This window comes from Pseudovibrio sp. POLY-S9 (genome assembly GCF_001431305.1).
In the GTDB taxonomy this organism is placed as follows: domain Bacteria; phylum Pseudomonadota; class Alphaproteobacteria; order Rhizobiales; family Stappiaceae; genus Pseudovibrio.
Genome location: NZ_LCWX01000197.1, coordinates 14,484 through 40,909, shown reverse-complemented (window position 1 = coordinate 40,909; position 26,426 = coordinate 14,484). Strand labels below are relative to the sequence as shown.

General features: G+C 52.1%; 23 protein-coding genes. 9 read left to right on the top strand and 14 right to left on the bottom strand.

Going from position 1 to position 26,426, the window contains the following annotated elements; translation table 11 throughout:
- Nucleotides 1–32: 32 nt before the first annotated feature.
- The 5 genes from PPL9_RS18735 to ugpC all read left to right on the top strand — a co-directional run bounded on the left by PPL9_RS18735 (nt 33) and on the right by ugpC (nt 5,329).
- A complete protein-coding gene (locus PPL9_RS18735; RefSeq protein WP_057464108.1) occupies nt 33–1,289 on the top strand; it encodes an ABC transporter substrate-binding protein in 1,257 nt (418 codons plus the stop codon).
- A 73-nt stretch (nt 1,290–1,362) separates the two neighbouring features.
- Nucleotides 1,363–2,316, top strand: a complete 954-nt coding sequence (locus PPL9_RS18730) for a sugar ABC transporter permease (RefSeq protein WP_244273416.1) — start codon at nt 1,363–1,365, stop codon at nt 2,314–2,316.
- Between the two features lie 7 nt (nt 2,317–2,323).
- Nucleotides 2,324–3,169, top strand: a complete 846-nt coding sequence (locus PPL9_RS18725; protein WP_161831357.1) for a carbohydrate ABC transporter permease — start codon at nt 2,324–2,326, stop codon at nt 3,167–3,169.
- A complete protein-coding gene (locus PPL9_RS18720) occupies nt 3,166–4,230 on the top strand; it encodes a Gfo/Idh/MocA family oxidoreductase (RefSeq protein WP_057464107.1) in 1,065 nt (354 codons plus the stop codon). The genes PPL9_RS18725 and PPL9_RS18720 overlap by 4 nt, the downstream gene beginning before the upstream one ends.
- Nucleotide 4,231: 1 nt before the next feature.
- Entirely contained in the window at nt 4,232–5,329 is a 1,098-nt protein-coding gene (ugpC, locus tag PPL9_RS18715) for a sn-glycerol-3-phosphate ABC transporter ATP-binding protein UgpC (RefSeq protein WP_057464106.1), read from the top strand.
- Nucleotides 5,330–5,360: 31 nt separating this feature from the next.
- Here the strand turns inward: ugpC and PPL9_RS18710 are convergent, their stop codons facing one another.
- On the bottom strand, nt 5,361–6,287 hold the full coding sequence (locus PPL9_RS18710; RefSeq protein ID WP_057464105.1) for a LysR substrate-binding domain-containing protein: 927 nt from the start codon (nt 6,285–6,287) through the stop codon (nt 5,361–5,363).
- A gap of 576 nt (nt 6,288–6,863) precedes the next feature.
- Here PPL9_RS18710 and PPL9_RS18705 point away from each other — a divergent pair.
- Entirely contained in the window at nt 6,864–8,126 is a 1,263-nt protein-coding gene (locus PPL9_RS18705) for a NupC/NupG family nucleoside CNT transporter (RefSeq protein WP_057464104.1), read from the top strand.
- Nucleotides 8,127–8,259: 133 nt separating this feature from the next.
- Here the strand turns inward: PPL9_RS18705 and PPL9_RS18700 are convergent, their stop codons facing one another.
- A complete protein-coding gene (locus PPL9_RS18700; protein WP_057464103.1) occupies nt 8,260–8,709 on the bottom strand; it encodes a GFA family protein in 450 nt (149 codons plus the stop codon).
- Between the two features lie 84 nt (nt 8,710–8,793).
- Here PPL9_RS18700 and PPL9_RS18695 point away from each other — a divergent pair, with 84 nt between their 5' ends.
- Nucleotides 8,794–9,150: a helix-turn-helix domain-containing protein gene (locus tag PPL9_RS18695; RefSeq protein WP_057464141.1), complete on the top strand. Its 357-nt coding sequence runs from the start codon at nt 8,794–8,796 to the stop codon at nt 9,148–9,150.
- Between the two features lie 54 nt (nt 9,151–9,204).
- On the opposite strand, the gene PPL9_RS18690 is transcribed toward PPL9_RS18695, so the two are convergent.
- The 7 genes from PPL9_RS18690 to hutI all read right to left on the bottom strand — a co-directional run bounded on the left by PPL9_RS18690 (nt 9,205) and on the right by hutI (nt 18,073).
- Nucleotides 9,205–10,764, bottom strand: coding sequence for a TRAP transporter large permease subunit (locus PPL9_RS18690; RefSeq protein ID WP_082596968.1), 1,560 nt, complete (start codon nt 10,762–10,764; stop codon nt 9,205–9,207).
- Nucleotides 10,761–11,279, bottom strand: a complete 519-nt coding sequence (locus PPL9_RS18685) for a TRAP transporter small permease subunit (RefSeq protein WP_057464102.1) — start codon at nt 11,277–11,279, stop codon at nt 10,761–10,763. The genes PPL9_RS18690 and PPL9_RS18685 overlap by 4 nt, the downstream gene beginning before the upstream one ends.
- 190 nt (nt 11,280–11,469) lie before the next feature.
- Complete coding sequence (locus PPL9_RS18680) at nt 11,470–12,570, bottom strand: TRAP transporter substrate-binding protein (RefSeq protein ID WP_057464101.1); 1,101 nt, start codon at nt 12,568–12,570, stop codon at nt 11,470–11,472.
- 159 nt (nt 12,571–12,729) lie between these two features.
- On the bottom strand, nt 12,730–14,415 hold the full coding sequence (gene hutU, locus PPL9_RS18675; protein WP_057464100.1) for a urocanate hydratase: 1,686 nt from the start codon (nt 14,413–14,415) through the stop codon (nt 12,730–12,732).
- On the bottom strand, nt 14,412–15,254 hold the full coding sequence (gene hutG / locus PPL9_RS18670; protein ID WP_082596967.1) for an N-formylglutamate deformylase: 843 nt from the start codon (nt 15,252–15,254) through the stop codon (nt 14,412–14,414). Before hutG ends, hutU begins: the two co-directional genes overlap by 4 nt.
- Nucleotides 15,255–16,823, bottom strand: coding sequence for a histidine ammonia-lyase (gene hutH, locus PPL9_RS18665; RefSeq protein ID WP_057464099.1), 1,569 nt, complete (start codon nt 16,821–16,823; stop codon nt 15,255–15,257).
- Nucleotides 16,824–16,837: 14 nt separating this feature from the next.
- A complete protein-coding gene (gene hutI, locus PPL9_RS18660; protein WP_057464098.1) occupies nt 16,838–18,073 on the bottom strand; it encodes an imidazolonepropionase in 1,236 nt (411 codons plus the stop codon).
- Between the two features lie 274 nt (nt 18,074–18,347).
- Between hutI and PPL9_RS18655 the strand changes: the two genes are divergently transcribed.
- Both PPL9_RS18655 and PPL9_RS18650 read left to right on the top strand, forming a co-directional pair.
- A complete protein-coding gene (locus PPL9_RS18655; protein WP_057464097.1) occupies nt 18,348–19,724 on the top strand; it encodes a formimidoylglutamate deiminase in 1,377 nt (458 codons plus the stop codon).
- Nucleotides 19,725–19,767: 43 nt separating this feature from the next.
- Nucleotides 19,768–20,478, top strand: coding sequence for a UTRA domain-containing protein (locus tag PPL9_RS18650; RefSeq protein ID WP_057464096.1), 711 nt, complete (start codon nt 19,768–19,770; stop codon nt 20,476–20,478).
- A 6-nt stretch (nt 20,479–20,484) separates the two neighbouring features.
- Here the strand turns inward: PPL9_RS18650 and PPL9_RS18645 are convergent, their stop codons facing one another.
- From PPL9_RS18645 to PPL9_RS18625, 5 genes are all read right to left on the bottom strand, one after another.
- Nucleotides 20,485–21,354 carry an SDR family oxidoreductase gene (locus PPL9_RS18645; RefSeq protein WP_057464095.1) on the bottom strand — a complete coding sequence of 290 codons (870 nt, stop codon included), beginning with the start codon at nt 21,352–21,354 and terminating at the stop codon, nt 20,485–20,487.
- A 328-nt stretch (nt 21,355–21,682) separates the two neighbouring features.
- Entirely contained in the window at nt 21,683–22,552 is an 870-nt protein-coding gene (locus PPL9_RS18640) for an ABC transporter permease subunit (RefSeq protein WP_057464094.1), read from the bottom strand.
- 9 nt (nt 22,553–22,561) lie between these two features.
- The gene (locus PPL9_RS18635) at nt 22,562–23,344 is read right to left on the bottom strand and encodes an ABC transporter ATP-binding protein (protein WP_057464093.1); all 783 of its coding nucleotides are present in this window, start codon (nt 23,342–23,344) and stop codon (nt 22,562–22,564) included.
- Between the two features lie 123 nt (nt 23,345–23,467).
- A complete protein-coding gene (locus PPL9_RS18630; RefSeq protein ID WP_057464092.1) occupies nt 23,468–24,454 on the bottom strand; it encodes an ABC transporter substrate-binding protein in 987 nt (328 codons plus the stop codon).
- A 292-nt stretch (nt 24,455–24,746) separates the two neighbouring features.
- Complete coding sequence (locus tag PPL9_RS18625; protein ID WP_057464091.1) at nt 24,747–26,261, bottom strand: PLP-dependent aminotransferase family protein; 1,515 nt, start codon at nt 26,259–26,261, stop codon at nt 24,747–24,749.
- Nucleotides 26,262–26,426: the final 165 nt, after the last annotated feature.

Below are 26,426 nucleotides of genomic sequence, written 5' to 3'. Positions count from 1 at the left end.
CGGTATTCGATTATTTGTTATGGGAGGAAATAATGAAACACTATTTGTCATCAGGCATTGCTGCATCCCTGCTTCTGGGCTCTGCATCCTTTGCTTTTGCTGCTTCAGAACTGACAATTGAGAGCTGGCGTAACGACGACTTGAGCATCTGGCAGGAAACCATTCTGCCTGCGTTTATGAAGGCGCATCCAGAGGTCAAAATCAGATTCTCGCCAACAGCTCCAACGCAATACAACGCTGCACTGAATGCAAAGCTGGAAGGTGGAACCGCTGGTGATCTGATCACATGCCGTCCGTTTGATGGGTCGCTGGATCTTTACAGCAAAGGTTACCTGAAGAACCTGCAGGGCATGGCAACCCTCGACAACTTCCCGGATTCAGCAAAAGGGGCGTGGAGCACAGATGATGGCAGCGCAACCTTTTGTGTGCCAATGGCTGCTGTGATCCACGGCTTCATCTACAACAAGGATGCTTTTGCTGAAGTCGGTGTTGAACCACCAAAAACTCAGGCAGAGTTCATTGCTGTTCTCGACAAGATCAAGGAAGACGGCAATTACATCCCAATGGCGATGGGTACATTGGATCAGTGGGAATCCGCTGCAATGGGCTATCAGAATATTGGGCCAATGTACTGGAAAGGTGAGGAAGGTCGTAAAGCAATCGTTGCTGGCACCGGCAAGTTGACGGATGATGGCTGGGTAAAGCCGTTTGAAGTGCTGGCAAGCTGGGGGCCGTACCTTGGGGATGGCTATGAAGCTCAATCCTATCCGGATAGCCAGACACTGTTCACACTGGGCCGCGCTGCAATCTATCCATCAGGCTCTTGGGAAATTGCAGGCTTCAACCGCGATTCAGACTTCGAGCTTGGCGCCTTCCGCCCACCTCTGCCAGCAGAGGGTGACAGCTGCTACATCTCAGACCACACTGACATCGGCATTGGCCTGAATGCGGCCTCGCCAAATTCTGAAGCTGCCATGAAGTTCCTTGAGTGGATGGGCACCAAAGAGTTCGCAGAACTCTATTCCAACGCTGTGCCGGGCTTCTTCTCTTTGTCCAAGCATGAGATCTCGCTCACTGATCCACTGGCGGACGAGTTCATCTCCTGGCGTAAAGACTGTCAGTCCACCAATCGCTCTGCGGCACAGATCGTTTCTCGCGGTACTCCAAACCTCTGGAACGAAATGTGGGTCGTGTCTGCAAACGTCATCAATGGCAAGCAGACACCTGCGGATGCAGCGAACCAGCTTCAGAAGGGCCTGAGTGCCTGGTACGAACCTCAGATGGATTAAGCCATCTCTCTGACTGAATACAAAACAGCAGATGTGCGGACTGACCCGCGCATCTGCATTGCAATGAGAGATGATGGAATTGGAACAGGACCTTATGGTCAGTGAGCGGAAGAAGAAGCCGTTCCGCTGGCATGTACTTGTATTTCTGGCACCGGCAGTCATCGTTTACACGATGATTATGATCCTGCCGCTGGCAGAAACCCTGCGCTTTTCGTTCTTCCAAAGAGATACGACAACGCAAGTGATCTCGTTTGTCGGCTTGGAAAACTACATCAAGCTGTTCTTCGATCCGTACTGGGTCAAGCCGTTCCTCAATTCGCTTTGGAACAACTGCTATTTCTTCCTGATCCACATGCTGGTGCAAAATCCGATTGGTGTCCTGATTGCGGCTTTGCTTTCCATGGTGCATCTGCCGGGCAAGAAGTTTTATCGCACTGCCATCTTCATGCCGACCCTTCTGTCCTTCGTTGTCGTCGGGTTCGTCTGGAAGCTCATGCTCTCCCCGTTATGGGGTGTTTCCAAAGGTCTGATGAAGTCTGTCGGAGTTGGCAGTTGGTATCTACCGTTCCTCGGTAAAGAGGAAACAGCGCTGACCACGCTTTCACTCATCTCTGTCTGGCAGTTCATCGGCATTCCAATGATGCTGATTTATGCTGCGCTTCTCTCCATTCCTGACGAGGTGATTGAAGCAGCTGAATGTGATGGCGTGACCGGCATTTCCCAGTTCTTCAAGATCAAGCTGGTCCTGATCCTGCCAACCATCGGCGTCATCTCTATCCTAACCTTCGTGGGCAACTTCAACGCGTTTGATTTGATCTACACCACACAGGGGCCGCTTGCGGGGCCAAATTTCTCGACAGACCTGCTGGGCACGATCTTGTATCGAACGTTTTACGGGCAACAGTTGCAACCCGGTGATCCCAACATGGGCGCCGCCATTGCAACGGTGATGTTCTTCATCATCCTGATGGGTGTTGCTGTCTATCTCTTCTTTATTCAGCGCAAGCTGACCCGCTACGAGATGTGAGGCGCAAATGGCTATTTCTCGTGCAAGACGAAACCGAATGGCAGAACTGGGAGCGCATGTAATCCTGCTCACGTTTGCAGTGATCGCGCTTTTCCCTGTTCTTCTCATTCTCATCAATTCGCTCAAAACCAAAAAAGCAATCTTCCGCAAGCCCTTGGAACTCCCAACCTCCGAAACATTGGATCTGGTTGGGTATTCAACAGTGCTGCAGCAAGGCAACTTCCCGTTATATTTCTGGAACTCGCTGTTCGTGACCGGCGCGAGCCTGTGTCTCATTCTCCTGTTTGGGGCAATGGCAGCCTTTGCGCTCAGTGAATACAAGTTCCGCGGCAATCGCCTCATGGGCCTCTATATGGCACTGGGCATTATGATCCCGATCCGTCTGGGAACTGTCGGAATTCTCCGCTTGATGGTCGCAACGGATCTCGTGAACACGCATTGGGCTCTCATACTGGTCTACACAGCGCAAGGCCTGCCACTGGCGATCTTCATTCTCTCCGAGTTCATGTCGACAGTGTCATCAGACCTCAAATCTGCTGGTCGTATTGATGGCCTTTCAGAATACTCCATCTTCTTACGCCTCGTACTGCCTCTCATCAGACCCGCAATGGCAACAGTGGCTGTCTTCTCTATGATCCCGATTTGGAATGATCTCTGGTTCCCACTCGTTCTGGCTCCCGCAGAGCATACCAAAACACTCACACTGGGCGCTCAGGTGTTCGTTGGGCAATACTCCAACAACTGGAACGCAATTCTCGCGGCTATGGCACTGGCAGTCATTCCGGTCCTCATTCTCTACACGCTCTTCTCGCGCCAACTCATTCGGGGCCTAACATCTGGAGCAGTCAAATGAGTAACAAACCTATCCGCGTGCTCGTGGCTGGCCTAGGAAACATGGGAAAATCCCATGCTCTGGCGTATGGGACCAATCCGGGATTTGAGATCGTAGGGCTGGTCAATCGATCACCGGTGGAATTGCCTGAAGAGTTGAGTAGCTACACCATCCAATCTGATTTCGCGCAAGCTCTGGTCGAAACCAAACCCGATCTTGTGTCCATCTGCACTTATTCAGACAGCCATGCTGAATATGCAGTCATGGCGATGGAAGCAGGGGCAGATGTGTTTGTAGAAAAGCCACTGGCAACCACTCTGGAAGATGCTCAAAGTGTCGTGGAAACTGCTCGCAAGCTGGGACGGAAACTGGTGGTTGGTTATATCCTGCGCCATCACCCATCATGGACAACCCTCATAGAGCAGTCGCGCAAACTGGGCGGGCCTTACGTCTTCCGCATGAACCTCAATCAGCAATCCAGCGGCGCAACATGGCAAACCCATAAACAGCTGATGCAAACAACATCGCCCATCGTGGATTGCGGCGTCCACTACATCGATGTCATGTGCCAGATCACTGATGCAAAGCCCGTTGAAGTGCGTGGCATGGGCGTGCGCCTGAGTGATGAACTTCCCGAGGACATGTACAATTACGGCCATCTGCAAGTCCAGTTCGAGGATGGCTCCGTCGGTTGGTACGAGGCAGGGTGGGGCCCGATGATGTCGGAAACTGCGTTCTTCGTAAAAGATGTCGTCTCGAAAAATGGCAGCGTCTCGATTGTTATGGAAGGCGAGGCCCGTTCGGACGATATCGACATGCACACCAAAACCTCCACCATCCGGGTTCATTACGGAGAAACGGATGCGAACGGCGAGTTTGCACGCAAAGACGATGTACTCAGCATGGATGGTGAACCGGGGCATCAAGCCCTGTGTGATCGCGAGCAAGCCTTTGTGCTCACAGCTATCCGTGAAGGGCTGGATTTAGAAGATCACATGAATGCAGCGGTAAATTCTCTAGCTGTCGTATTGGCGGCAGATCAGGCTGTGCGCACAGGCACAGCTCAGAAACTGGACTTGTAATATGGCTAACTTGAAAATCTCATCCCTCTACAAGTCTTTCGGTGCTGAGAATGTGTTGGATGGTATCAACCTTGATATCCAATCCGGTGAATTCCTCGTCTTGCTCGGACCATCCGGCTGCGGAAAATCCACACTCCTGCGCATCATGGCAGGGCTGGAAGACGAAAGTGCGGGCGATATCGCCATTGAAGGCAAATCCATCGCACACCTGCCGCCATCGAAGCGTGAGATCGCCATGGTCTTCCAGACCTACGCGCTCTACCCGCATTTAAGTGTGCGGGGAAACATGGAGCTGGTCCTAAAGCAGGCAGGGTATTCAAAGGCAGAAATCAAGGATCGCGTTGCTGAAAGTGCCCGTGCGCTGGAGCTGGACGCGTTGATGGACCGAAAGCCCTCTCAGCTCTCAGGTGGACAGCGCCAACGTGTTGCAATTGGCCGTGCGATTGTGAGAGATCCCAAAATTTTCCTGTTTGATGAACCTCTCTCAAATCTGGATGCAGCATTGCGTGGGCAAGTGCGGTTGGAAATCGCGCGCCTTCATCAACGTCTGTCAGCAACCATGGTGTATGTGACCCACGATCAGGTCGAGGCTATGACACTGGCAGATCGTATCGTGGTTCTGAATGACGGCGAGGTCCAGCAGGTCGGCACACCGCGAGATCTTTATGAGCGCCCAGCAAACCTGTTCGTGGCCAGTTTCATCGGCTCACCCAATATGAATTTTTTGCAGCTGGAAAAACTGAGTGAAAACAGTGCGCAGCTTAAGGATGGGACGCTACTCCCTATCTCCAACAAGGCTTCGGTCATTCCGACAAATGTCACACTCGGTATCCGTCCGTCTCAGGGCATTTTGCACGATGAAGCAGGGGAGAGTTATCTGAAGGCAGAAGTCTTACTGGAAGAGTATCTGGGGGATACCACTTATGTGCATGTTGAGTTGGAAACTGGCGAGCATATGGTTGTTCGCGAAGATCCAGAGATAACGCGCCGAACTGGTGACCAGGTCTACGTGGAGCTGACATTGTCGGGCGTACATCTCTTTAATGCTGATACGGAAAAGCGGATGGACGTCAGCATTTCTGAACAGGAAACTGCTTAGAGTTTAAACTGAGGGAAGATATGGGGTTCCCTCAGTTCTCATCAATCTGCGGTTTGTAGTCAAACTCGATAAACTGCAGAAACTTGCGCAAGATATCGGTTTCATAGTTCTTTTTGTAAATTGCGCAAAGGTCTGCCGGAATGTCTTCCTTCAAGCGAATGAAACGCACATTCTTGGATTTCTGACTACGAAAACAGTCGCTAACCAAAGCAATCGCCTGACCGGAAGCAACCAGCGCCAGCAAGGTACTTGGCTCCTGAACCTCAAAAGCGGCTTTGGGGTAGAAGCCCTGATCCTTACATCTTGCAATCAAAAATGGCGTCGAGTTGGACATGCTCCGGTCCAAAACAGCCATTTCCTCATCTTTTAGCTCTTCCAGTCCCACCACCCTGCGATCCTTGAGAGGGTGCGTGCTAGGCACTGCCAGTGTAAGGTTTTCTCTCACCAATACTTTTGAGTTTAAGGCTGGCTCATTGAGTGTATCGCCATAGCGGCAGATGCCCAGATCAATGATGCCGCCATCCAGCGCTTCCTTCTGTTGATTGGGCGCCAACTCGGTAAAATTCAGAGAACAATCCGGATGCTTGCTCTTGAAATCCGAGAGCAGGTTCGCAAATCCATCCAGAAAGGCGCTGCTCACCATCCCGATGCTGAGGGTCGAGTTTTCCGCACGTCCCTGCCGCTGGGTGTTGGTGATGGCGTAATCCAACGTATTGAAAATCTGCTCGCACTCACGTTTCAGCACGCGCCCTGCAGCAGTCAGAGAAACATTTCGTGAGTCACGCTGAAAGAGAGAAAGACCGAGGGCAACTTCCAACTCTTTGATTTGTATGGACATAGGTGACTTAGAAATATGCAGCTCTTCCGCCGCACGCCCAAAGTGTCCACTTACTGACACTTGATGGAAGTAACGCAGCATTCGCAAAGTAATGCGGCCTGATGTGATTAGATCGTGCATGAACTTGTTTTGTTATTCTTATTTTGTTCTAGGTTGTAGCTCTTAAAGTTCTACTATTTTTATTCTATATGTTCTGTAAGAACTATAATCTACGAAATAATCCGTATGTGGCGTGGTTTTCTACGTAATATTTTCTAGTTTGTTTCGAACTTCGAAACGATTGATATATTTAAAAAACTTAATAATTGCCTCTTAGGCAACTAGGTTGCCCTCACCAAAGGGAATTAAATAAAAGGTGAGGCAAACTATGCAATCGGGTCAGTTCACATTCGCACCTACGCAAGGTGAGTGTACTGCGCCTGTCGTATATCGCACGTTCACAGAGACTGATGGCTCATACTCGCGAACTCCCACCGTGTGTATATCCTCAGCACTGACAATTCCTGATGAAGCACTAGAGGGTTCTACAATCGCAGGTGTTTTGCATTGTTTTTCAATGACAAAACATTTGTTGGATGCGGGTGGCCATCTCAACTGTCCACGTGAAGGTGGGTACGGTTAGTCGCCTTCCGGCGCTTCAAATTTCTCCCCAACCATAATCAACAACTTACTCAGAGCCTCTGGGAGGAGCTCATAATGTTCGCAACAGGTTTTCTTGGCATCGCTACACTGATTGTTATTGCTGTATTGGTTTCAACCAATCGCAAGGCGATCAATCTCCGCACCGTAGGTGGTGCGCTGGCTCTACAGATTGGTATCGGCGCTTTCGTGCTCTACGTTCCAGCTGGCCGTGCTATTCTTCATGCAATGTCAAAGGGCATTTCCGGTGTGATCGACAGTGGTCGTTCCGGCGTTAACTTCCTTTTCGGCAACCTCACCAACGGTTCACTTTCTGAAACTGTTGGCTTCGTGTTTGCCTTCAACGTGCTTTGCCTCGTTATTTTCTTCTCCGCTCTGATTGCAGTTCTGTACCACCTCGGTGTTATGCAGGTCGTCATTCGTGTCATCGGCGGTGGCATGGCAAGACTGCTCGGTACATCTCAGGCAGAATCCATGTCTGCGGTTTCCAACGTTTTTGTTGGTCAGACAGAAGCTCCACTGGTTGTGAAGCCTTACATGCCTAAGATGTCTGATAGTGAGTTCTTCGCTATCATGTGCGGTGGTATGGCGTCTGTTGCTGGTACCGTTCTCGGCGGCTACGCGCTGATGGGTGTTAAGATCGAATTCCTGCTCGCTGCATCCTTCATGGCTGCACCAGGTGGTCTTCTCTTCGCAAAACTCATTATGCCTGAAACCAAAGAAGTGAACTACACAGTAGACACAAGCGCTGACTTTGGTGACGAAAAGCCAGAAAACGTGCTGGCTGCTGCTGGTCAGGGCGCAATGAATGGTCTTCAGCTTGCTGGCGCGATCGGTGCAAACCTTGTTGCAATGATCGGTCTCATCACTCTGGTGAACCTGATCCTCGGCAGTGTTGGTGATCTGGCAGGCTTCAGCTTGTCTCTGGAAATGATCCTCGGCTGGATCTTTGCTCCAATTGCTTACCTGCTGGGTGTTCCAATGGCTGACATCGGTGTTGCAGGTTCTCTGATCGGTAAAAAACTGGTCGTCAACGAATTCGTGGCGTACCTCGACCTGAAGAACTACCTCGTAGATGCCACAGCAATCGACATGGGTCTGCCTGTCATTCAGGAAAAGACCAAGGCAATCGTTTCCTTCGCTCTCTGCGGCTTCGCGAACATCTCTTCCATGGGTATTCTCATTGGTGGTCTGGGTGTTCTGGCTCCAAACCGCATGAACTTCATCGCGAAGTACGGTCCTCGCACTCTGTTGGCAGCAACCTGCTCCAACCTCATGAGCGCGGCGATCGCGGGTATCTTTATCTCCTTGGCAATGTAAGAGAGTTTTCTTCCTTAATCTCTGAATTGCCTGCGACGGGGGGAGCATTGCTCCCCCCGTTTCTGTTTGCTCTGGAAAAACAGACCGCGCTACGTTGGGGGTGAGCGCGTACCTGCATCACAGGAATGAAGCGCTAGCTGCTAACACCTTCTTCGATAACTTCTCGTGAGCCTTGCGGAGGCATTTCCGGGAATGCCGGAAGCTTCGGATCAATCTCATCCCACGATGGTGCTCTACTGGAATACACGTTTACCTGAGGCTCGATGATCTCCGGCTGGTCCACAGCAGATGCACGCACAAAGATCAAATCTGTCATGGCTGAGTTGAGTGAGTAAACAGCACTGCCGCAGGTTGGGCAAAAGCCCCTTGTGACCACATTTCCACTATTTGCAGGCTTGTCGAAAAATGTGAGCTCCCCAGTCACTTCAACCGCCTCTTTGGGCAGAGCTGCATGAGTGCAATGTCCTGTTCCGGACGACTTGCGACAGTCATCACAGTGACAGTGTGCGGTAATCTGCAGCTTCATTGTGGATTTCAGCTGTACATTCCCGCAAAGGCAGGACCCTGTAAAAGCGCTTTCCATGATACTATCCTTAGTCAGTGTTGAGAGATGACTTGGTGACTTGTAAATTGCAAGTCACTATTCACCATGGGAGAGATTGGCGGTATGTCAACCGAAAACCGTTCCGGCTGCCCGATCGCAAATACGCTGGATATTGTAGGAGACCGTTGGAGCCTCCTGATCCTGCGGGACATGTTCAATGGAAAGAAGATCTTTTCAGAGTTTCTGAGCTCACCGGAGAAGATAACCACGAGCGTTCTGACAGTGCGCCTCAACCAGTTGGAAGCGGCTGGATTGGTGAAAAAAGAGCTCTATCAACCGAACCCAAAACGCTACCAATATCTCTTGTCTGAGACGGGGAGGGACATTCTACCTGTGCTTCAGGAAATGTGCCGATGGGCCAACAAGCATATGCCGGAAACCTGGATCCCGCCGGAGAGCTTCATGGAAATGAACCCATGAAAAAAGGCTGGACGCGATATCCAGCCTTTCCCAACTTCCAATGATGTCCTGCGGTCAGAATAAAACTGACGGCAGCCATGTCGCTATCTGAGGGAAGAACCAGACCAGTGCCATCCCGACAATCTGCAGCAGGATGTAAGGCAACACCCCTTTGTAGATCATGCCTGTTGTGATCTCAGGCGGTGCTGCCCCGCGTAGGTAAAACAGCGAGAAACCAAACGGCGGCGTCAGGAAGCTGGTTTGCAGGTTTATGGCTATCATTACGGAGAGCCAGATTGGATCAAAGCCCATCATCAGCAGGGTAGGGCCAACGATCGGAAGCAAGATCACCGAGATCTCAACGAAGTCCATGAAAAAGCCCAGTGCGAAGATCAAGGCCATTACAAACAGTAAGGCCCCCATTTCACCGCCTGGCATCGCAGAAATCAGCTCTTCAATACGTGTATCACCACCAAGGCCGCGGAAGATCAGCGAGAACACACTCGCACCAATAATGGTCGCAAAGATCATGGCCGAGATTGAGAGCGTATTGGTCATCACTGGCGCTAACAGCTGAGATCGCCACATGCGCATCACGCTTTGAAGCAGACCACTGATGCCGATGATCAATAGCACAATCGCAACAAACGCCAAACCCCAGTCCGCAGCTGTCAGCTCGCTCTTTTGCAAGCGAATAGTCGTAAAGCCTGCAAGAGTAATCACTGCCATCAATGCGATGACGCTTGCTCCGAGCAGGAGGTTGGATTTGCCGTTGCTCAGCCGGAAACCAGCAAGCAGCAAAGCGCCAACAGCACCAACCGCAGCAGCTTCCGTTGGCGTTGCGACACCTCCCAGAATAGAGCCCAGAACAGCAATAATCAGAGCCACAGGTGGAATGAGCACAGACGCGATACGGCGCACTGAAGTTGTACCCAGCACTTGCTTGTCCATAGCAGGCGCACAGCTTGGCTGAAGATAGGCGCGGACAAGCAGATAGACGATGTAAACACCCACCAACATCAATCCGGGGACCAGCGCTGCAGCAAATGTTTGCCCCACACTGATTGTCTCAACGGTGAACTTGCCCTCAGCAAACTGAGCCTGCTGATAGGCGTTGGACATCACCTCAGAAAGAATGATCAGAAGCGTTGAAGGAGGGATAATCTGCCCCAAAGTGCCTGCTGTACAAACCGTACCAGCAGCTAGTTTCGGATCGTAGCCATTACGCAGCATCGTTGGCAAAGCAATCAATGCCATCGTCACCACAGTTGCACCCACAATACCAGTAGAAGCTGCGAGCAACCCACCAACGAGCACAACGGAAATACCCAAACCGCCACGAAGAGAACCGAACAACTTGCCCATTTCTTCCAGCAGGTCTTCAGCAATGCGGCTGCGTTCAAGCACAAGCCCCATGAAGACAAAGAGCGGGATCGCAATCAGCACGTTGTTTGTCATCGTGCCGAAAATACGCTGCGAAAGCGCACCCAGCAGGCCGGTATCAAACGTGCCAGCCAATGCTCCAAGAATTGCGAAGAGAACGGCCACACCAGCAATTGTGAAAGCAACGGGATAGCCCAGCAAAATCGCAAAGCACAAGCCGGCGAACATAAAGATATCGAGAAACTCAATCACAGCTTTGGCTCCTCAACATCAACACCACACAAGAAGAGGCCGTCGCGCAAAATGCCGGAAACGCCCTGAATGATTAGAAGACTGCAAAATGCTGGAATAAGACTCTTAAGCAAAAAGCTCGCAGGTATACCGCCAACAGAGATTGGCCCCTCTAGGATCTTCCAGCTGTTGGAAACGAACGGCCAACTGATCCAGAGCAGCAGCCCGACAGTTGGCAACAGAAAGAGCAAAGCGCCAATCAGATTGATGATGGCTTTGGCCTTAGGTGAGGCCTGCCCATAAAAGATGTCAACGCGCACATGCTTGTCAGCCAGAAGCGTATAGCCCGCGCCAAGCATGAAAACGGCGGCATGCATGTAGAGCACGCCTTCGCCGAGAAAGATGTAGCTGATGCCAAACAGATAGCGCAGCAAAACAATCGCAAACTGCAAAAGCAACATAAACAACGCAAACCAACGAATGGTATGGCCAACCATGCGGTTGATAGCGTCGAGTTTCAAGACAACAGAGGTCATCGGTAGAATCCGATCAGGCCAGAGTTTTTTCTTGGCTTTCTAGAGCGCACCTTCGAAAAATAGCTATTGGCTTTCGGAGAAAGGAGCGTACTAAACTGAGGAAAGCAGGAGAGCAGCCGGGGTGATGTACCCCGACTGAATATCGTGCTGAAAATTCTGACAAACTGGCAGTTTGCCAGAACACTGCAACTTAACCGTAGTTGATGTCCAGAAGGCGCATATTCATCTGACCATTATCTGCCAGAGGTTTGTATTCCTTCATGGATTCACGATAGGTGAGGAAGCTCTCAGTGATGCGCTTCACCAGTTCATCATCGTTCTGACGCAGTTCGCCAATCACTTCACCAGCAGCGTTGCCCATTGCCAGAATAACGTCTTCTGGCATGTTGCGAACCATGACACCTTTTTCCGCAACCAGCATCTTCAAAGCCTTAGCATGGTTGGTGGTGTATTCAGTCCAAACATCGTTGTAGAGCGAGGAACACGCAAACGCGACAACCTGCTTCAGGTCATCAGGGAGAGCATTGTAAGCCTCAGAGTTCACAGCACATTCTTCAGCTGAAGATGGCTCACCCACACCCGGGAAGTAATAGTTCTTGGCAACCTGATAGAAGCCTAGAGCAGAGTCCGTCCAGGGACCGATAAACTCACCGGCATCCAGTGTTCCTGTCTGAAGCGCCTGGAACATGTCGCGGCCACCCATTGCCTGAACAGCCATGCCCATCTTGGTGCACATCTCAGAAGCAAGACCGGTGGTACGGAAGCGCAGACCTTTCAGGTCCTCAGCCGAGTTGATTTCGGTGCGGAACCAACCAGCTGCTTGTGGGCCTGAGTTGCCACACAGGAACGGCTTCAGGTTAAAGCGGGCATACATCTCATCATAGAGAGCCTGACCACCGCCATGCGCCATCCAGCCATATTGCTCATCTGCGGTCAAACCGAAAGGCTGAGAACCAAACAGCAGGAAGCCTTTGGACTTGGAGCCCCAGTATGCAGGGACAGAGTGGTAAAGTTCAGCAGTTCCCTCCGATACTGCATCAAACACACCACGACCCGGAACCAGCTCACCAGCTGCATAGAGTTTTACCTCAATGCGGCCACCAGAAAGCATGGTAATACGGTCTGCAAGCATCTGCGCTGCAACGCCAGGACCCGGAAGATTCTTTGGCCACGAGGTAACCATCTTCCATTTGATCTTGTCGGAAGCAACAGCCGGAGCTGCCAAAGCAGAAGCAGCGGCGACGCCAGTTGCGGCAACACCTGCACCCTTAAGAAAATCACGTCTTTTCATAATTTTTCCCCTCAAAAATTAGAATAACAAGGGGCCGCGAACTGCGGTCCCTCATCGGTTTTTGTTTAAAGTCTGGAGTGCCAGAATACGCGGCTAGACTAGTTTGCCCGGAAATGGAGGAACTGACTCAATCAGGAAAGGTTTGTGCTCCCGAGTCAGTTACTTACCTAGAGATGGTAAGTTCAAACCATTCTCCTTGGCGCAATCAATTGCCAATTGGTAGCCTGCGTCCGCATGGCGCATGACACCTGTCGCAGGGTCATTCCACAGCACACGGCCAACACGCTCATCAGCTTCTTTCGTTCCGTCACAACAAATCACCATGCCGGAATGCTGGGAAAAGCCCATGCCGACACCACCGCCATGGTGCAGAGACACCCATGTTGCGCCAGAAGCAGTGTTCAACAGCGCATTAAGCAGGGGCCAGTCAGAAACAGCATCAGAGCCATCCATCATGGATTCAGTTTCGCGGTTTGGAGAGGCGACAGAGCCGGAATCCAGATGGTCGCGACCAATCACAACAGGCGCTTTCAGCTCGCCATTGCGAACCATCTCGTTAAACGCAAGACCGAGACGATGACGCTGACCCAGACCGACCCAGCAGATTCGTGCTGGCAGCCCTTGGATGGAAATACGCTCCCGCGCCATGTCCAGCCAGTTATGAAGGTGCGGATCATCAGGAATGAGCTCCTTCACCTTTTGGTCTGTCTTGTAGATGTCCTCTGGATCACCAGAAAGCGCTGCCCAACGGAATGGACCAACACCTTTACAGAACAACGGACGAATGTAGGCAGGGACAAATCCTGGGAAGTTGAAGGCGTTCTCTAAGCCTTCTTCAAATGCCATCTGACGGATATTGTTGCCGTAATCTACCGTCGGAATACCGCGCTCATGGAAGTCCAGCATCGCCTTCACATGTACTTTCATGGAGGCACGGGCCGCTTTCTCAACGACCTTCGGATCGCTCTCGCGTTTTTCTTTCCACTGCGCCATGGTCCAGCCCTGTGGCAGGTATCCATTGATCGGGTCATGAGCAGACGTCTGGTCTGTCACGATATCCGGACGAACGCCCCGCTCAACCAGCTCTGCGAAGATGTCAGCTGCATTACCGAGCAGGCCGACGGATTTAGCCTCACCAGCTGCAGTCCAGCGCTCAATCATCTCCAGCGCTTCATCAAGCGTCTTGGCTTTCTCATCGACGTATTTGGTGCGCAGGCGGAAATCGATGCTGTCTTCGTTACACTCAACGGCCAGACAAGACGCACCAGCCATGACTGCAGCAAGCGGCTGAGCGCCCCCCATACCGCCAAGACCGCCAGTCAGGATCCACTTGCCCTTCAGGTCTCCACCATAGTGCTGACGACCTGCCTCAACAAAGGTTTCGTAAGTGCCCTGAACAATGCCCTGGGAGCCAATGTAAATCCACGAACCAGCAGTCATCTGGCCGTACATTGCCAGACCTTTTTTATCCAGCTCGTTAAAGTGATCCCAGTTTGCCCAATGCGGTACAAGGTTGGAGTTAGCGATCAAAACACGTGGTGCATTCTCATGCGTGCGGAACACACCAACCGGCTTGCCGGATTGAACTAGCAAGGTTTCATCAGCTTCCAGCTTTTTGAGGCTCTCGACAATGGTGTCGAAATCTTTCCATGTGCGCGCAGCACGGCCAATGCCACCATACACCACCAGTTCATGCGGGTTTTCAGCCACATCAGGGTGCAGGTTGTTCATAAGCATGCGCAACGGTGCTTCCGTCAGCCAGCTTTTGGCATTCAACTCTGGCCCGGTTGGTGGAAAGATATCGCGCGTATTCTTGCGAGGGTCTTGAGTGAGCGTATCGGTCATTGTCGGCTCCGTTTGCGACTTGTACTGGCGTTTGAAAATGCCCCTGCAAGGGCCTGCGCTTCTAACTGAGTAAGAATGGATTTGAGAGTGGTGCGTGTCTTGTCCGCGCGCTCTGGAGCGTAAGCCCACGGGCTCTGCTCAAACATATAGGCCCGCTGCGCTGTCTCCATCTGAATGGCATGCATGCCAGTCTCGGGCTTGCCATAATGGCGTGTAGTCCAGCCGCCTTTAAAGCGGGCATTGACCACCGTTTCCACGCTGTCATCCTGCCGGCAAGCATCAACGGTGATTTGCTCAATCATCGGAGCACAGGTCTGCCCAACATTACTGCCAATGTTGAAGACTGGTAGTTCACCTTCAAACAGAAACGGGATGTTGGAGCGGATGGAATGGCAGTCGTAAAGAACAGCAACACCAAACTTCTGCCGCACACGCTCCAGCTCTTCCGCAATCGCCTCGTGATACGGTGCGTGGAACTTTGCGCGACGTTCTTCAACTTCATCCTCAGATGGCTCTTGCCCGTCACGGTAAATCGGGCGTCCGTCAAAGTCAGTCAGCGGGCAAAGAGTGGTCGTGTTCTGCCCCGGATAAAGCGAGGCACCTGCAGGGTCGCGATTGGCATCAATCACATAGCGATGCACCGGTGTTTGGATTACACTCATGTTTTCCAGTAGGCCATCATAAAGGCGATTGATGTGCCAGTCCGTATCGGCCAGCGCTTGTCCCACTGTATTGAACCTGTCCCAGATGTTTAAAGGCACATCAGTGCCCCCATGCGGCTGAGCCAGCACAATCGGGCTGTCGCCTCGTTTGATCAGAGGGGAGAAAGAATAGGTCAATTAGGCCTCCTCTAACTTGAAAAACTGAGCTTTGCTGGCAGCATCAAAAATTCGACCAGAAGCAACAAGTTCAGCCGCTTTTTCCAAATCCGGCGCCATGTAGCGATCATCTTCCAGTTCTTCCACCTCAGTCCGTACGGCTGCGATAACTTCCTGCAAGATTGGGCTGGTTTTGAGCGGAACGCGGAATTCAATGCCCTGAGCGGCCATCAGCAGTTCAATGCCGATGATCTGGGAAAGGTTCGCACTCATATCAATCAAACGCCGCGCCGCATGGGTTGCCATGGAAACATGGTCTTCCTGATTGGCACTGGTCGGCGTTGAATCTACGGAGCAAGGTGCCGCACGCTGTTTGTTCTCGCTGTAAAGGGCAGCAGAGGTCACGTCCGCGATCATAAAGCCGGAGTTGAGGCCCGGATTTGGTGTCAGGAACGGCGGCAGACCATAGTTCAGCGCTGGATCAACCAGCGTAGCAATCCGGCGCTGCGAGATTGCGCCAATCTCGGAAATGGCGAGAGCGGTCTGGTCAGCAGCAAACGCAACCGGTTCAGCATGGAAATTGCCGCCGGAAACAATGGAGCCGTCTTTGAAAACAAGCGGGTTATCAGTCACTGCATTGGCTTCAATCTCAAGCGTATAAGCAACCTGAGCAAGAAGCCCCAGTACAGCGCCCATCACCTGAGGTTGACAGCGCAGGCAGTACGGATCTTGCACGCGCTCATCATCCTCGCGGTGGCTTTCTCTGATCGCTGAGCCAGACATCAGCTCGCGAATGGTCGCGGCGGCAGAAATCTGGCCTTTATGACCGCGCAGCTCTTGGATCTCAGGGCGGAACGGAGCGCCAGAGCCCATCAACGCATCAACGGACATAGCACCGGTAATCAACGCAGTCCTCGCAAGACGATGTGCCTGGAACAGACCCGCAAGAGCAAGTGCAGTTGAAACCTGCGTGCCATTGATTAGCGCAAGGCCTTCTTTCGCTGCCAGTTGAATAGTCGGAATACCAGCCAACTGCATCGCTTCTTTGCCAGAAACGCGCACACCGCCAAAGAAGGCCTCTCCTTCACCGAGCATCACAGCTGCAACGTGAGAAAGTGGAGCCAGGTCACCGGAAGCCCCCACACTTCCCTGACCAGGAACCACTGGCACAACATTGTGCGCCAGCATCTGCTCAAGACACTCAATCAACTCCCACCGCACACCGGATGCGCCGCGACCCAGCGAGGCGAGTTTTAGCACAATCACCAAACGCACAATGTTTTGCGGCAGCACATCACCAACGCCGCAGCAATGCGAAAGAATGAGGTTTCTCTGTAGGGTAGCAGTATCATCACTAGGGATTTTGACAGAAGCAAGCTTCCCAAATCCCGTATTCACCCCATACACCGGTGTGTCACCCTGTGCCGCTGCATGCACAACAGCTGCAGCCCGTTCAACACCCTCTTTGCAAGAGCGGTCCAGTTCTACGTTGGCTTCAGTGCGATAGATCTGCTGAAGCTGAGAAAGCGCAATTTCTCCCGGTTTTAAAACCAGCTTTGGTTTGGAAGAGACGGTGGGGGAACTAGTCATGAATGCCTCAGTGCTTAATTTGCTTGTGTTTTTGTGATGTCTTTGCCGAGGAAATACAGGCGGTTCAGTGGGTTGAACCCGATCCGGTAGGCCAGTTCGGCTGGCTCCTTAACATCCCAGATCGCAATGTTTGCCTGCTTGCCTGCTTCCAAAGTCCCGCAAGTCTCCGCTTGCCCCAGTGCTTGGGCTGCATTGCGAGTAATCCCAGCCAGCGCTTCCTGCGGTGTCATGCGGAACAAGGTGCATGCCATGTTCATACACAGCAGAAGTGAGGTGAGGGGAGAGGACCCTGGATTGGCATCTGTCGCCAGAGCAATAGGAACACCGGCATCGCGCAATTCCTGAAGAGGAGGATGTTGAATTTCACGCAGGAAGTAGAATGCGCCCGGCAGCAGAACGGCAACAGTTCCTGCTTCCTTCATGCTCGCAATACCGGCGGCATCCAAATACTCCAGATGATCAGCGGAAAGCGCTTTGTGGCTGGCTGCCATAGCTGTGCCACCAAGATTGGAGAGCTGCTCAGAATGAATTTTAACTGGCAGGCCAAGCTCCTGTGCCCGGTCAAATACGAGGCTGACCTGCTCAGGTGAAAACGCAATCCCTTCACAGAATGCATCAACCGCATCGGCAAGGTTCTCGGCCTGAACAGCAGGGAGCACTTCATCGCAAACAAAGCTGATATAGGCATCACTGCGTCCTTCATACTCAGGCGGCAACGCATGTGCGCCGAGGAAGGTGGTCAGGACCTTGACTGGCCGAAGTTCACCAATCTTGCGGGCAACTCGCAGCATTTTCAGCTCGGTATTCAGATCCAGCCCATAACCGGACTTAATCTCCAGAAGTGTCACACCCTCCGCCAGCAATGCATCAACGCGTGGCAATGCATTGGCTATCAGGTCTTCTTCACTGGCAGCGCGCGTAGCAGCAACAGTGGAACGAATACCACCACCGGCGCGGGCAATCTCTTCATAGGTCGCACCATTCAACCGCATTTCAAACTCACGAGCGCGGGAACCGCGATAGACAATATGCGTGTGGCAATCAACGAGAGACGGTGTTGCGAGGCGTCCGCCAAGGTCGGTTTGCGAAACCTCTTTCCAGTCCTCTGGCAAATCCTGCTCAGGGCCAATCCAACAGATTGTGTCGTCTTCAATGGCAATCGCTGCGCCATGGATCAGGCCATAACCATCCGACTGCTCAGAAAGAGTTGCAGCTGTCAGGTTGGTGAGTACGGTTCTCCCGCTTGTCATGGACCCTCCCGAGATTCCACGTGAATTCACTTCAGTAAAAATCTACATGGAAATCGCTTAATGTCTATACATAAAAAATGTGCAATGTGCGTAATTCTTGAGCCAATGCATCTGAGGAGGCTGAATAAATAGCTAAATTCAGCCATTATTATCATTATATGGTGATATCTTAGAAGAATGATGTGGTTGTGTGAGTTGCATTTATGTATATGCTTATTAATGTAAAAATGATCTGAGCTGATCATCGTTTCACATCAAACCTATTGAGTGAGCAATGAAAACCATCTTTGCAGGGCAGGCTTTACTTCCCACTGGTCTAACTGAAAATGTGCGCTTGCGCTTGGACGACAATGGCACAATCAAAGCCGTTGAGACTGGGGTAAGACCTGAAGGCGAAGAGGTTTCCGGCAAAAGCAGAATGATCTGTCCTGCTCCTGCCAACTTGCATTCACATGCCTTCCAACGCGCAATGGCTGGCATGACAGAAGTGCGCCAAAAGGGAAAAGACAGTTTCTGGACCTGGCGTGAGCTCATGTATCGCTTTTTGGGGCAATTGCGCCCTGAACAAGCTGAGGCAATCGCAGCGCTGGTCTATATGGAGATGTTAGAGGCTGGCTATGCCAGTGTGGGTGAGTTCCACTACCTCCATCACCAACCAGATGGAACACCCTACGACACCCTTGCAGAAATGAGCGACCGCATCTTTGCCGCTGCCAGCCAGACAGGCATCGGCCTCACACATCTGCCGGTGCTGTATTCCTACGGCGGTGCAGGCGAACAGCCACTCAGTGGCGGTCAACTGCGGTTCGGCAATGATCTGGATCGTCATCTGCAACTCATTGAGCAAGCGTCGAAAACGCTGACTGCCACTCTACCTGTTGACTGTCAGGTCGGCATCGCACCACATTCACTGCGGGCAACCAACCCATCTCAGTTGCGCGAGATTGCTTCCACGTTTGCAGGCAAGCCTGTTCACATCCACATCTCAGAGCAGATGAAGGAAGTGGAAGCCGTTCAGGAATGGCTGGGCGCACGGCCAATCGAATGGTTATTGAGCAATGTTGATGTGCAAAACAACTGGTGCTTCGTGCATGCAACCCACATGACCACAGAGGAAACCGTGGCCATGGCGAAGGCTGGTGCAGTCGCAGGTCTTTGCCCGATTACGGAGGCGAATCTCGGCGACGGCATCTTTAATGGCCCAACATTCATCGAAGCTGGTGGTGTCTATGGTGTCGGCTCGGACAGTAACCTGCGTATCTCGCTCTCTGAAGAACTGCGCATTCTTGAATATAGCCAACGCCTGCGTGATCAGTCTCGCAATGTCATGTTGTGTGGAGAAGGCTCTGTCGGCACCGCCATGTATCAGGCTTCTGCCAAAGGCGGTGCACAAGCGCTTGGTCGGCGCACTGGTGGGCTGAAGGAAGGCCATTGGGCTGATGTGGTCGCAATCGACACCACTCGCGTTGAGTTTGCAGGCCTGAGACCAGACCAATATCTCGACTATTGGATCTTTGCAGGTGATGACCGTGTCGTGACTGATGTCTGGTCGGCCGGGCGCCACATGGTGAAAGACGGACAGCACATCCACCGTGCAGCTATCACGGCTAAATACAGAGAACAGCTTGCAGTTTTGCTGGAAGCAGCCTAACAACGCCGCAATCAATTCCATATGAAAACGACGGGACAAGCGCTTGCGATCCTATAAGGAAATTAGAGGCATTTTGCAGGAACGGATCACCAGCCAGCAATGGCAGCCCGGTGATTTGCTGCCAAGTGAGCAAGCGCTTTCTGAGGAGTTTGGGTGTACCCGATCAACCGTCAACCGCGCGATGCGAGAGCTCGCGGATGCTGGACTGGTCGAACGCCGCCGTAAAGCTGGCACCCGTGTCGTTCAACCGAAATCCCATCCTGCAATTATTTCCATTCCAGTGATCCGACAAGAAATCGAAAACAAGGATCAGTCTTACAAGTACCTGCTACTGGAGCGCCTGGAAGCCCTGCCGCCGGAAGATGTTCGTGCCCAGCTTGGATTGGAGCAGAACGAGAAAGCTCTTTTTCTGAAAAGCTTGCATTATGGTGACGGCATTCCGCAGCAACTTGACGTGCGCTGGATCAATATCTCAGCATTGCCTGAAGCCTCGCAGGAGAGTTTTGCTGATATCGGCCCAAATGAATGGCTGCTACAACGCGTCCCACATCCAAACATTGAGCACGTCTTCCGCGCCGACAAAGCTACAGCTGAGGAGCAACGGCTCCTGCAGCTGCAAGAGTGCGAGCCTGTTTTCACGATTGAGCGTCGCACATGGATTTCAGGGCAGGGCATAACTTACGTGCGTCTTGTGCACCCAGGCAGCCGTTACCGTATGGCAACACGCAGTTCAGCAACCCCCACCTTCAACTAGCGAGATCTAGCCAGTATTTTGCTTTTCCTTTTGCTCCAGTTGGGCAAAGTGATCTTCCAGTCGGATTTTACCATAGCACTTCCCAATCATGTCCATCCGCATGGCACTCAGGAAAAACTGGATCGGTCCATAAGTTTTCACGGATGTGAACGTCTCCAGCACCCGCTGTAGTGCGATGCTGATCCAATTGGGGAGATGCGTGATCCTGGCTTTCTTGCTCAAGCTCTTAAAGGCGATTTCAGCCATCTCGTTGTGGGTATACTTCACCGGACCACCAACCTCGGCATAGGCTTGCCCTTCTTCGATAATCTCAAAGCAAGCTGCGGCGAGGTCAGCCCCGTGGATCGGATTGATGCGAAAGTCTCCAGAACCAAACATGTAAACCCGGCCAGATTTCGCCATGCCGCGGAACTCCTCAATATCGGAGAAGTACCCGCTTGGAGAAATAACTGTGCTTTTGATTGGCGCGGATTGAAGCACCTCAACAAAGTGCTGTTTGGCGCGCACGAGTTTCACATTCAGCAGTTTACTCGCGTTCAGCACATGGACATACGCAAAATGAGGGACGCTGTTCTCCACTGCGAGATCAAGCAGGTTTTTGTTGGCCTGATAATCCACGTCGTTGTAACTCAAGCCGTCTTTCTGGCGGGTAATGCCAAGCGCAGAGACGACAAGGTCAACATCATCCATCAGCCCGATCAAGCTGTTTGGGTGAGTAACTTCCCCCTCAAAAAACTCACTGGCTTCAAGGCCTTTCGTGCGGGCTGCTTGCTCATTGCGCACAAGAGCACGAACGCACCAGCCCTGCCGCTGATAATAGGAGGTGAGATAAGAACCCAGATAGCCGGTTGCGCCTGCAATTACGACGGTCTTCATGACAATTCCTCAAACGATCAGGTGCCGCAAAAGGTCTGCTGCCAATGAAAATACGAGGCGCCGAGTACCTTTTGGGTATTCCGCCCCGGAAGTGCTTGCGTCGAGTAATGGCTCTTCAAAGGCGGGAGGTCTTTAAGTTTATAGGGGATGAGGCCGCACAGAAATTTGCTCAAGCAACTCTTATTCCCGCTTTCAAAAATGGGAGCTTCCGCGGATAAAATCAACCGCTATTTGTGCATAGTCAAGGTTTCAGGACAATGTGGATAAACAAAAAAGGGAAGAGCCTTTCAGCTCTCCCCTTCTGGTGTTGAGTGGCCTTTTACTGCAATCAGCCTTTGCCTTGCCATGGAATGAGCAAGCGCTCTAAATATCGCATACCAAGCTCAATGGTGTAACCGATAAGCCCGATGACCATGATCCCGATCACCACCGTATCCGTTTGCAAAAAGTTCTTTGCAATCATGATCATGGAACCGACGCCCTTATCAGCTGCCACCAGCTCTGCAGCAACAACAGTGCCCCAGCAAACACCCATGGCTGTTCTGAGGCCGGTGAAAATCTCCGGAAGTGCATTTGGCAAAATCACATGAAACAGGATCTGTGTGCGAGACGCTCCAAGTGAATATGCGGCATGCACCTTGGTGATCTTGACGCTGTTTACGCCAGACCGTGCTGCAATAGTCATGATAAACAAGGACGCTAGGAACAGCAGGAAGATCTTTGCGGTCTCATCAATACCAAACCACAGGATAATCAGTGGTATCAGAGCAAGCGGCGGAATTGGGCGCATGAACTCCACGATTGGATCGAATAATCCACGCGCAATTGAGGATAGGCCCATGGCCAACCCAAGAGGAATGCCAACAAGTGCACCTAACAGCACGCCGCCAAGGACACGGAACACTGAAATGCCGATGTGATCCCAGAAGGCGACATTACGGAACCCTTCCGAAAGCAGCTTGCCCATCCGGGTAAGAGTTGCATTGACAGACGGCCAGTAGAAGCTTTCCAGCATGCCGAGTGCGCTGGCAATCCCCCAGGCAGATAGTAAAATGACAACAGTCAGGATCGAGTAAAACCGACCTGAATTAACCGCGCTGGCATCGCCAAAGCGAACGGTCTTCTGCTGCGTGAAAACATTGTCTTTAAGCCCGAGCCAGACGGAGACTCCTGAAGGCGGTGTATGGTGTTTGCTCATGTTGGCCTCCTATGCTGGTTCAAGTGCTTGGTCGTTGCCCATAATCTCTTCTTCCATGCCCCAAATAAGGGATAGGACTTCCTCACGCGTCTCCACAAACTCATGGGAAGCTTTGATCTGGCGTGGGCTCTCCACCAATCCGCGGTCCGCAAACGGCAGCTCGTACTCACGTAGAATACGGCCTGGACGCGGGGCCATCACAATAAGCCGTTCCCCAAGGAACAAGGCTTCTTCAACAGAGTGTGTGATGAGAATGATGGTTTTGCGCGTCTCTTTCCAAAGCTTCAGCACAAGGCTCTGCATCTTCTCGCGGGTCAAGGCATCCAGCGCACCCAGAGGCTCATCCATCAGGATCACTTCCGGATCATTAGCAAGGCAACGGGCTAAAGCGACGCGTTGCTGCATGCCGCCGGAGAGCTGATAGACTGGCTTTTTGCCAAAATCCTGCAGTCCGACAATCTGCAAAAGCTCATCCACTTTGCGTTTGGTCTCCGCCGCAGGCCGCCCCGCCATTTTCGGTCCGAATGCGATGTTTTTTTCAACCGTCATCCATTCAAACAAGGCACCCTGCTGAAACACCATTCCGCGGTCAGAGCCGGGGCCAGTCACATCCACATTCTCACGGATGATTTTACCGGAGGTAGGGCGAAGAAAGCCTGCAATAATGTTGAGAAGAGTAGTTTTACCGCATCCCGATGGACCAAGAACGGAGACGATTTCACCGTCCTTCACATTCAAATTGACGTTGTTGAGAGCATGGACTTGATCACCGTTGGGAAGGGTGAACACCATAGAGATATTGTCGGCAACTATTCCACTCAAAGCGCTTCTCCCGGTTCTTTGGAAAATGCCTGGTTCGCCCGGTCTTTTTATTGGAAGAATGGCGGGACATTGCCCGCCATTTTCAAAAGTCTTTTATTTAAGATAGCTGGCGTCGACGAACTGGGAGTAATCATCCAGTGCTTCATCAAGCCCACCAGCAGAAACCATGACATCCGCCACGCCTTTTGCTGCAGCCTGAATGCCCCCGCCGAGCCAGTTCTCACTCAACTGCTCTTCACTGCTTGGAAAGCCAAAGTTCGCGATCATCCTCTTCGCAGGCTCAATGTCCATACCCGCAGCACGCGCAATCTTGTCGTACATGGCGTTGGGGTCTGTGTTGTAAGCTGTGTTGGCCTGATTGGTGACCTCCATGAACTTCTTCACCAGATCAGGATGTTCAGCTGCAAAGTCGCTGGTTACGTTCACCACATCAAAGGTATTGATGCCAACGGCCTCCTGCTCTGCACCAGTCATCAGCGGAGTGCCAACCGCTTTCATCCGGTCGAGTGCACCACCAAAGGCACAGCCCATTGCTACATCACCACGCAAAACAGCAACTGCTGCATCAGCCGGGTTCATTTGCACAAGGTTCACCTTTGCGAGGTCAACGCCCAGATGGTCCAGCGTGCGGATCAGCTTGTAATGGGTGACGTTGCCAATCGGAGTGGCAACCTTCTTGCCTTCCAACTCCTTGGCATTTGCCTTGGTAATACCGGTGTCGTTGCGCACAATGCAAAGGTCGTTCTCAGCATAAGTCACGGCGACGCCGACAAGTTTGATTGGAGCACCGGAGGAAACACCAACAACGAAAGGCACGAACCCATTGCTGTACGCAATTTGCACATCACCGGAAACCATGGCCTGAACCATTTCGTTTCCGTTGCCAAACGCCCGCCACTCAACTTCCAGACCCAGCGCTTCGTCGTAGGTCTTGTCAATCTGGGCTGCTTGGTTCGCGGTGGGCCATTCCAGAAAATAGGCTACGGTGATTTTATCAAGCGCGTGAGCAGAGCTCATACCAAGGCTCGCGACCATGCCTGCTGCAAGAGCCAGTTTTCCTGCAAGCTTCTTCAATGCCATCTCTATTCCCCCTCTGCGGTGCTAAGTTCTTATTCCCTCGTTATTTTTACGCGTTCCCTATTCTTGGGACTTCCTTAAACATAAGCTTTCAGCAATTGATGACACTATGAAACCGCAGGTCCCGGTAGTGCCAGTTGGTGAAGCCCGATGGAGCCAGACAGTATTTCTCGATCCGTATTCATTTATAAGTGCCCAATCTGCCAATATTATTCTCTATATCTCTGCGGAAGATTAGGTCGGAGCTTCTCAATAACAGTGATTCTTCTGTATAAATAAACGAAGAATCCTATGTTTATGCTGATGTATATGAGCAATCGCTACTTTTTGTGCTGCGACGCAGCAATTTATCTGCGGCCTCCGATAGTAATTCTATGCCCTTTGGAATTTTATCGGCGTGGATTGAAGAAAAGCCAAGGCGGAAATAGTTTTTACCTTGGTTCGCATCTGCAAAGAACACGTTCCCCGGCTCAATCAGCACACCCTGCTTCAGCGCCTCTTGGGCTAGAATCGTCGCATCCAGTTCAGGTGGCCCGCTCACCCAGAAGGACGACCCACCAAACGCAGAAACCTGCGCCCAGCCGGGAAAGTGCGTTTCCATAGCTTCGCTCAGCGCATTCCAGCGGCTTGAATAGGCATGGTGCAGCTTGCTGATCAACGCATCTTGTGAGCCCTGTGCCAGAAACAACGCAACACTGCGCTGGTTGTTGCCCGGCGGATGGCGGAGCATCAGCCGCCGCATGGCGCGGATTTCCTTGATCACCGGCTTCGGTGCCACAATAAACCCAATCCTCAAGCCCGGCATGATGGATTTGGAAAGGCTACCCACATAAAGCACCCGGCCAGATGCATCGACAGACCGCAAAGCGGCGGTGGGTTGCCCGCGATAGTTGGTCTCGTACTCGTAATCATCTTCAATAATCAGAGCGTCGGACTGGGCCGCCCATTCCAGCACCTCGCGACGTCGTTTCATCGTCATCGTGGTGTTGGTGGGGAACTGATGGCTCGGCGTCACATACACCAGCTTTGCATCCCCAAGCATGTCGGCCCGAATGCCTTCCTCATCCACAGGAATGGCCCTTATGTCGGAGCTCCTGAGTCGCATGATGTTTCGCACATCGGGATATCCGGGGTCTTCCACTGCAACAGGTGTATCCGGCTTCACAAACAAGTGCGCGATCAGAAACAGAGCATTCTGCGCACCCATCGTCACCAGAATCTCGTCAGATTCGGCAATCACACCGCGCCGGATCAGGATGCGCCGCTGGATCTGCTCAATCAGCATCGGATCATCAGCCGTAAAGCGGTCATCCGTCCAGGCATCCAGCCATTTGATGCTCATTGTCTGGCGTACACAATCCCGCCACGCGCTGATGGGAAACAGCGTTGGGTCCACCTGACCGTAGATGAACGGGTAGGGATAGCTGTGCCAGTTCTCGGTCTTCAATATATTGAATTGAGTGGACGGTGTAAGCCGCAACTTAGAAGCCCAATCCACACGATCACCGGGAACTTGTTCCTTGGGCTGGACCCGATCAGGCAGCTGTCCCAGATTCTCAATCACCTCTGGCGACACATAAAACCCGGATCGTTCACGGGTAATCAGATACCCATCCGCCGCCAGTGCCTGATAGGCCAGCATGACCGTGTTGCGCGAAACACTTAACCGTTTCGCCAACGCACGCGTTGAAGGAACTGGTGTGTTTTCAGCAAGTTGGCCGGAAAGAATAGCAGAGACGAGCATCTCCCTGATCTGGCTTTGCAGCGTCGTACTGTCATCCCGGTCAACGGAAAACAAGCTGTATCTCATGGCTGGCCCCTCCCTCCAAATCACGAGTGAAGTATCAGCATGAGTTCATCTGGCTCTATGGTCAAGAACAACTGGACCTATCTGACCTATTATTTCGGCGACAAGATATTTCTCACAGTACCTCTGGGGAACTGTTGGCGAATAACTCAGTGTTCTAGGAGAAAG

What these genes read in the sequence shown, in the direction of transcription:
- PPL9_RS18700 (WP_057464103.1), bottom strand. Translation starts at nt 8,709, where the DNA reads ATGGAAAGCGCTTTTACAGGGTCCTGCCTTTGCGGGAATGTACAGCTG.
- PPL9_RS18725 (WP_161831357.1), top strand. Translation starts at nt 2,324, where the DNA reads ATGGCTATTTCTCGTGCAAGACGAAACCGAATGGCAGAACTGGGAGCG.
- hutI (WP_057464098.1), bottom strand. Translation starts at nt 18,073, where the DNA reads ATGACAAGCGGGAGAACCGTACTCACCAACCTGACAGCTGCAACTCTT.
- PPL9_RS18730 (WP_244273416.1), top strand. Translation starts at nt 1,363, where the DNA reads ATGGAATTGGAACAGGACCTTATGGTCAGTGAGCGGAAGAAGAAGCCG.
- PPL9_RS18695 (WP_057464141.1), top strand. Translation starts at nt 8,794, where the DNA reads ATGTCAACCGAAAACCGTTCCGGCTGCCCGATCGCAAATACGCTGGAT.
- hutU (WP_057464100.1), bottom strand. Translation starts at nt 14,415, where the DNA reads ATGACCGATACGCTCACTCAAGACCCTCGCAAGAATACGCGCGATATC.
- PPL9_RS18720 (WP_057464107.1), top strand. Translation starts at nt 3,166, where the DNA reads ATGAGTAACAAACCTATCCGCGTGCTCGTGGCTGGCCTAGGAAACATG.
- PPL9_RS18735 (WP_057464108.1), top strand. Translation starts at nt 33, where the DNA reads ATGAAACACTATTTGTCATCAGGCATTGCTGCATCCCTGCTTCTGGGC.
- PPL9_RS18655 (WP_057464097.1), top strand. Translation starts at nt 18,348, where the DNA reads ATGAAAACCATCTTTGCAGGGCAGGCTTTACTTCCCACTGGTCTAACT.
- PPL9_RS18645 (WP_057464095.1), bottom strand. Translation starts at nt 21,354, where the DNA reads ATGAAGACCGTCGTAATTGCAGGCGCAACCGGCTATCTGGGTTCTTAT.
- ugpC (WP_057464106.1), top strand. Translation starts at nt 4,232, where the DNA reads ATGGCTAACTTGAAAATCTCATCCCTCTACAAGTCTTTCGGTGCTGAG.
- hutH (WP_057464099.1), bottom strand. Translation starts at nt 16,823, where the DNA reads ATGACTAGTTCCCCCACCGTCTCTTCCAAACCAAAGCTGGTTTTAAAA.
- PPL9_RS18705 (WP_057464104.1), top strand. Translation starts at nt 6,864, where the DNA reads ATGTTCGCAACAGGTTTTCTTGGCATCGCTACACTGATTGTTATTGCT.
- PPL9_RS18625 (WP_057464091.1), bottom strand. Translation starts at nt 26,261, where the DNA reads ATGAGATACAGCTTGTTTTCCGTTGACCGGGATGACAGTACGACGCTG.
- PPL9_RS18630 (WP_057464092.1), bottom strand. Translation starts at nt 24,454, where the DNA reads ATGGCATTGAAGAAGCTTGCAGGAAAACTGGCTCTTGCAGCAGGCATG.
- PPL9_RS18640 (WP_057464094.1), bottom strand. Translation starts at nt 22,552, where the DNA reads ATGAGCAAACACCATACACCGCCTTCAGGAGTCTCCGTCTGGCTCGGG.
- PPL9_RS18685 (WP_057464102.1), bottom strand. Translation starts at nt 11,279, where the DNA reads ATGACCTCTGTTGTCTTGAAACTCGACGCTATCAACCGCATGGTTGGC.
- PPL9_RS18710 (WP_057464105.1), bottom strand. Translation starts at nt 6,287, where the DNA reads ATGCACGATCTAATCACATCAGGCCGCATTACTTTGCGAATGCTGCGT.
- PPL9_RS18635 (WP_057464093.1), bottom strand. Translation starts at nt 23,344, where the DNA reads ATGGTGTTCACCCTTCCCAACGGTGATCAAGTCCATGCTCTCAACAAC.
- PPL9_RS18680 (WP_057464101.1), bottom strand. Translation starts at nt 12,570, where the DNA reads ATGAAAAGACGTGATTTTCTTAAGGGTGCAGGTGTTGCCGCAACTGGC.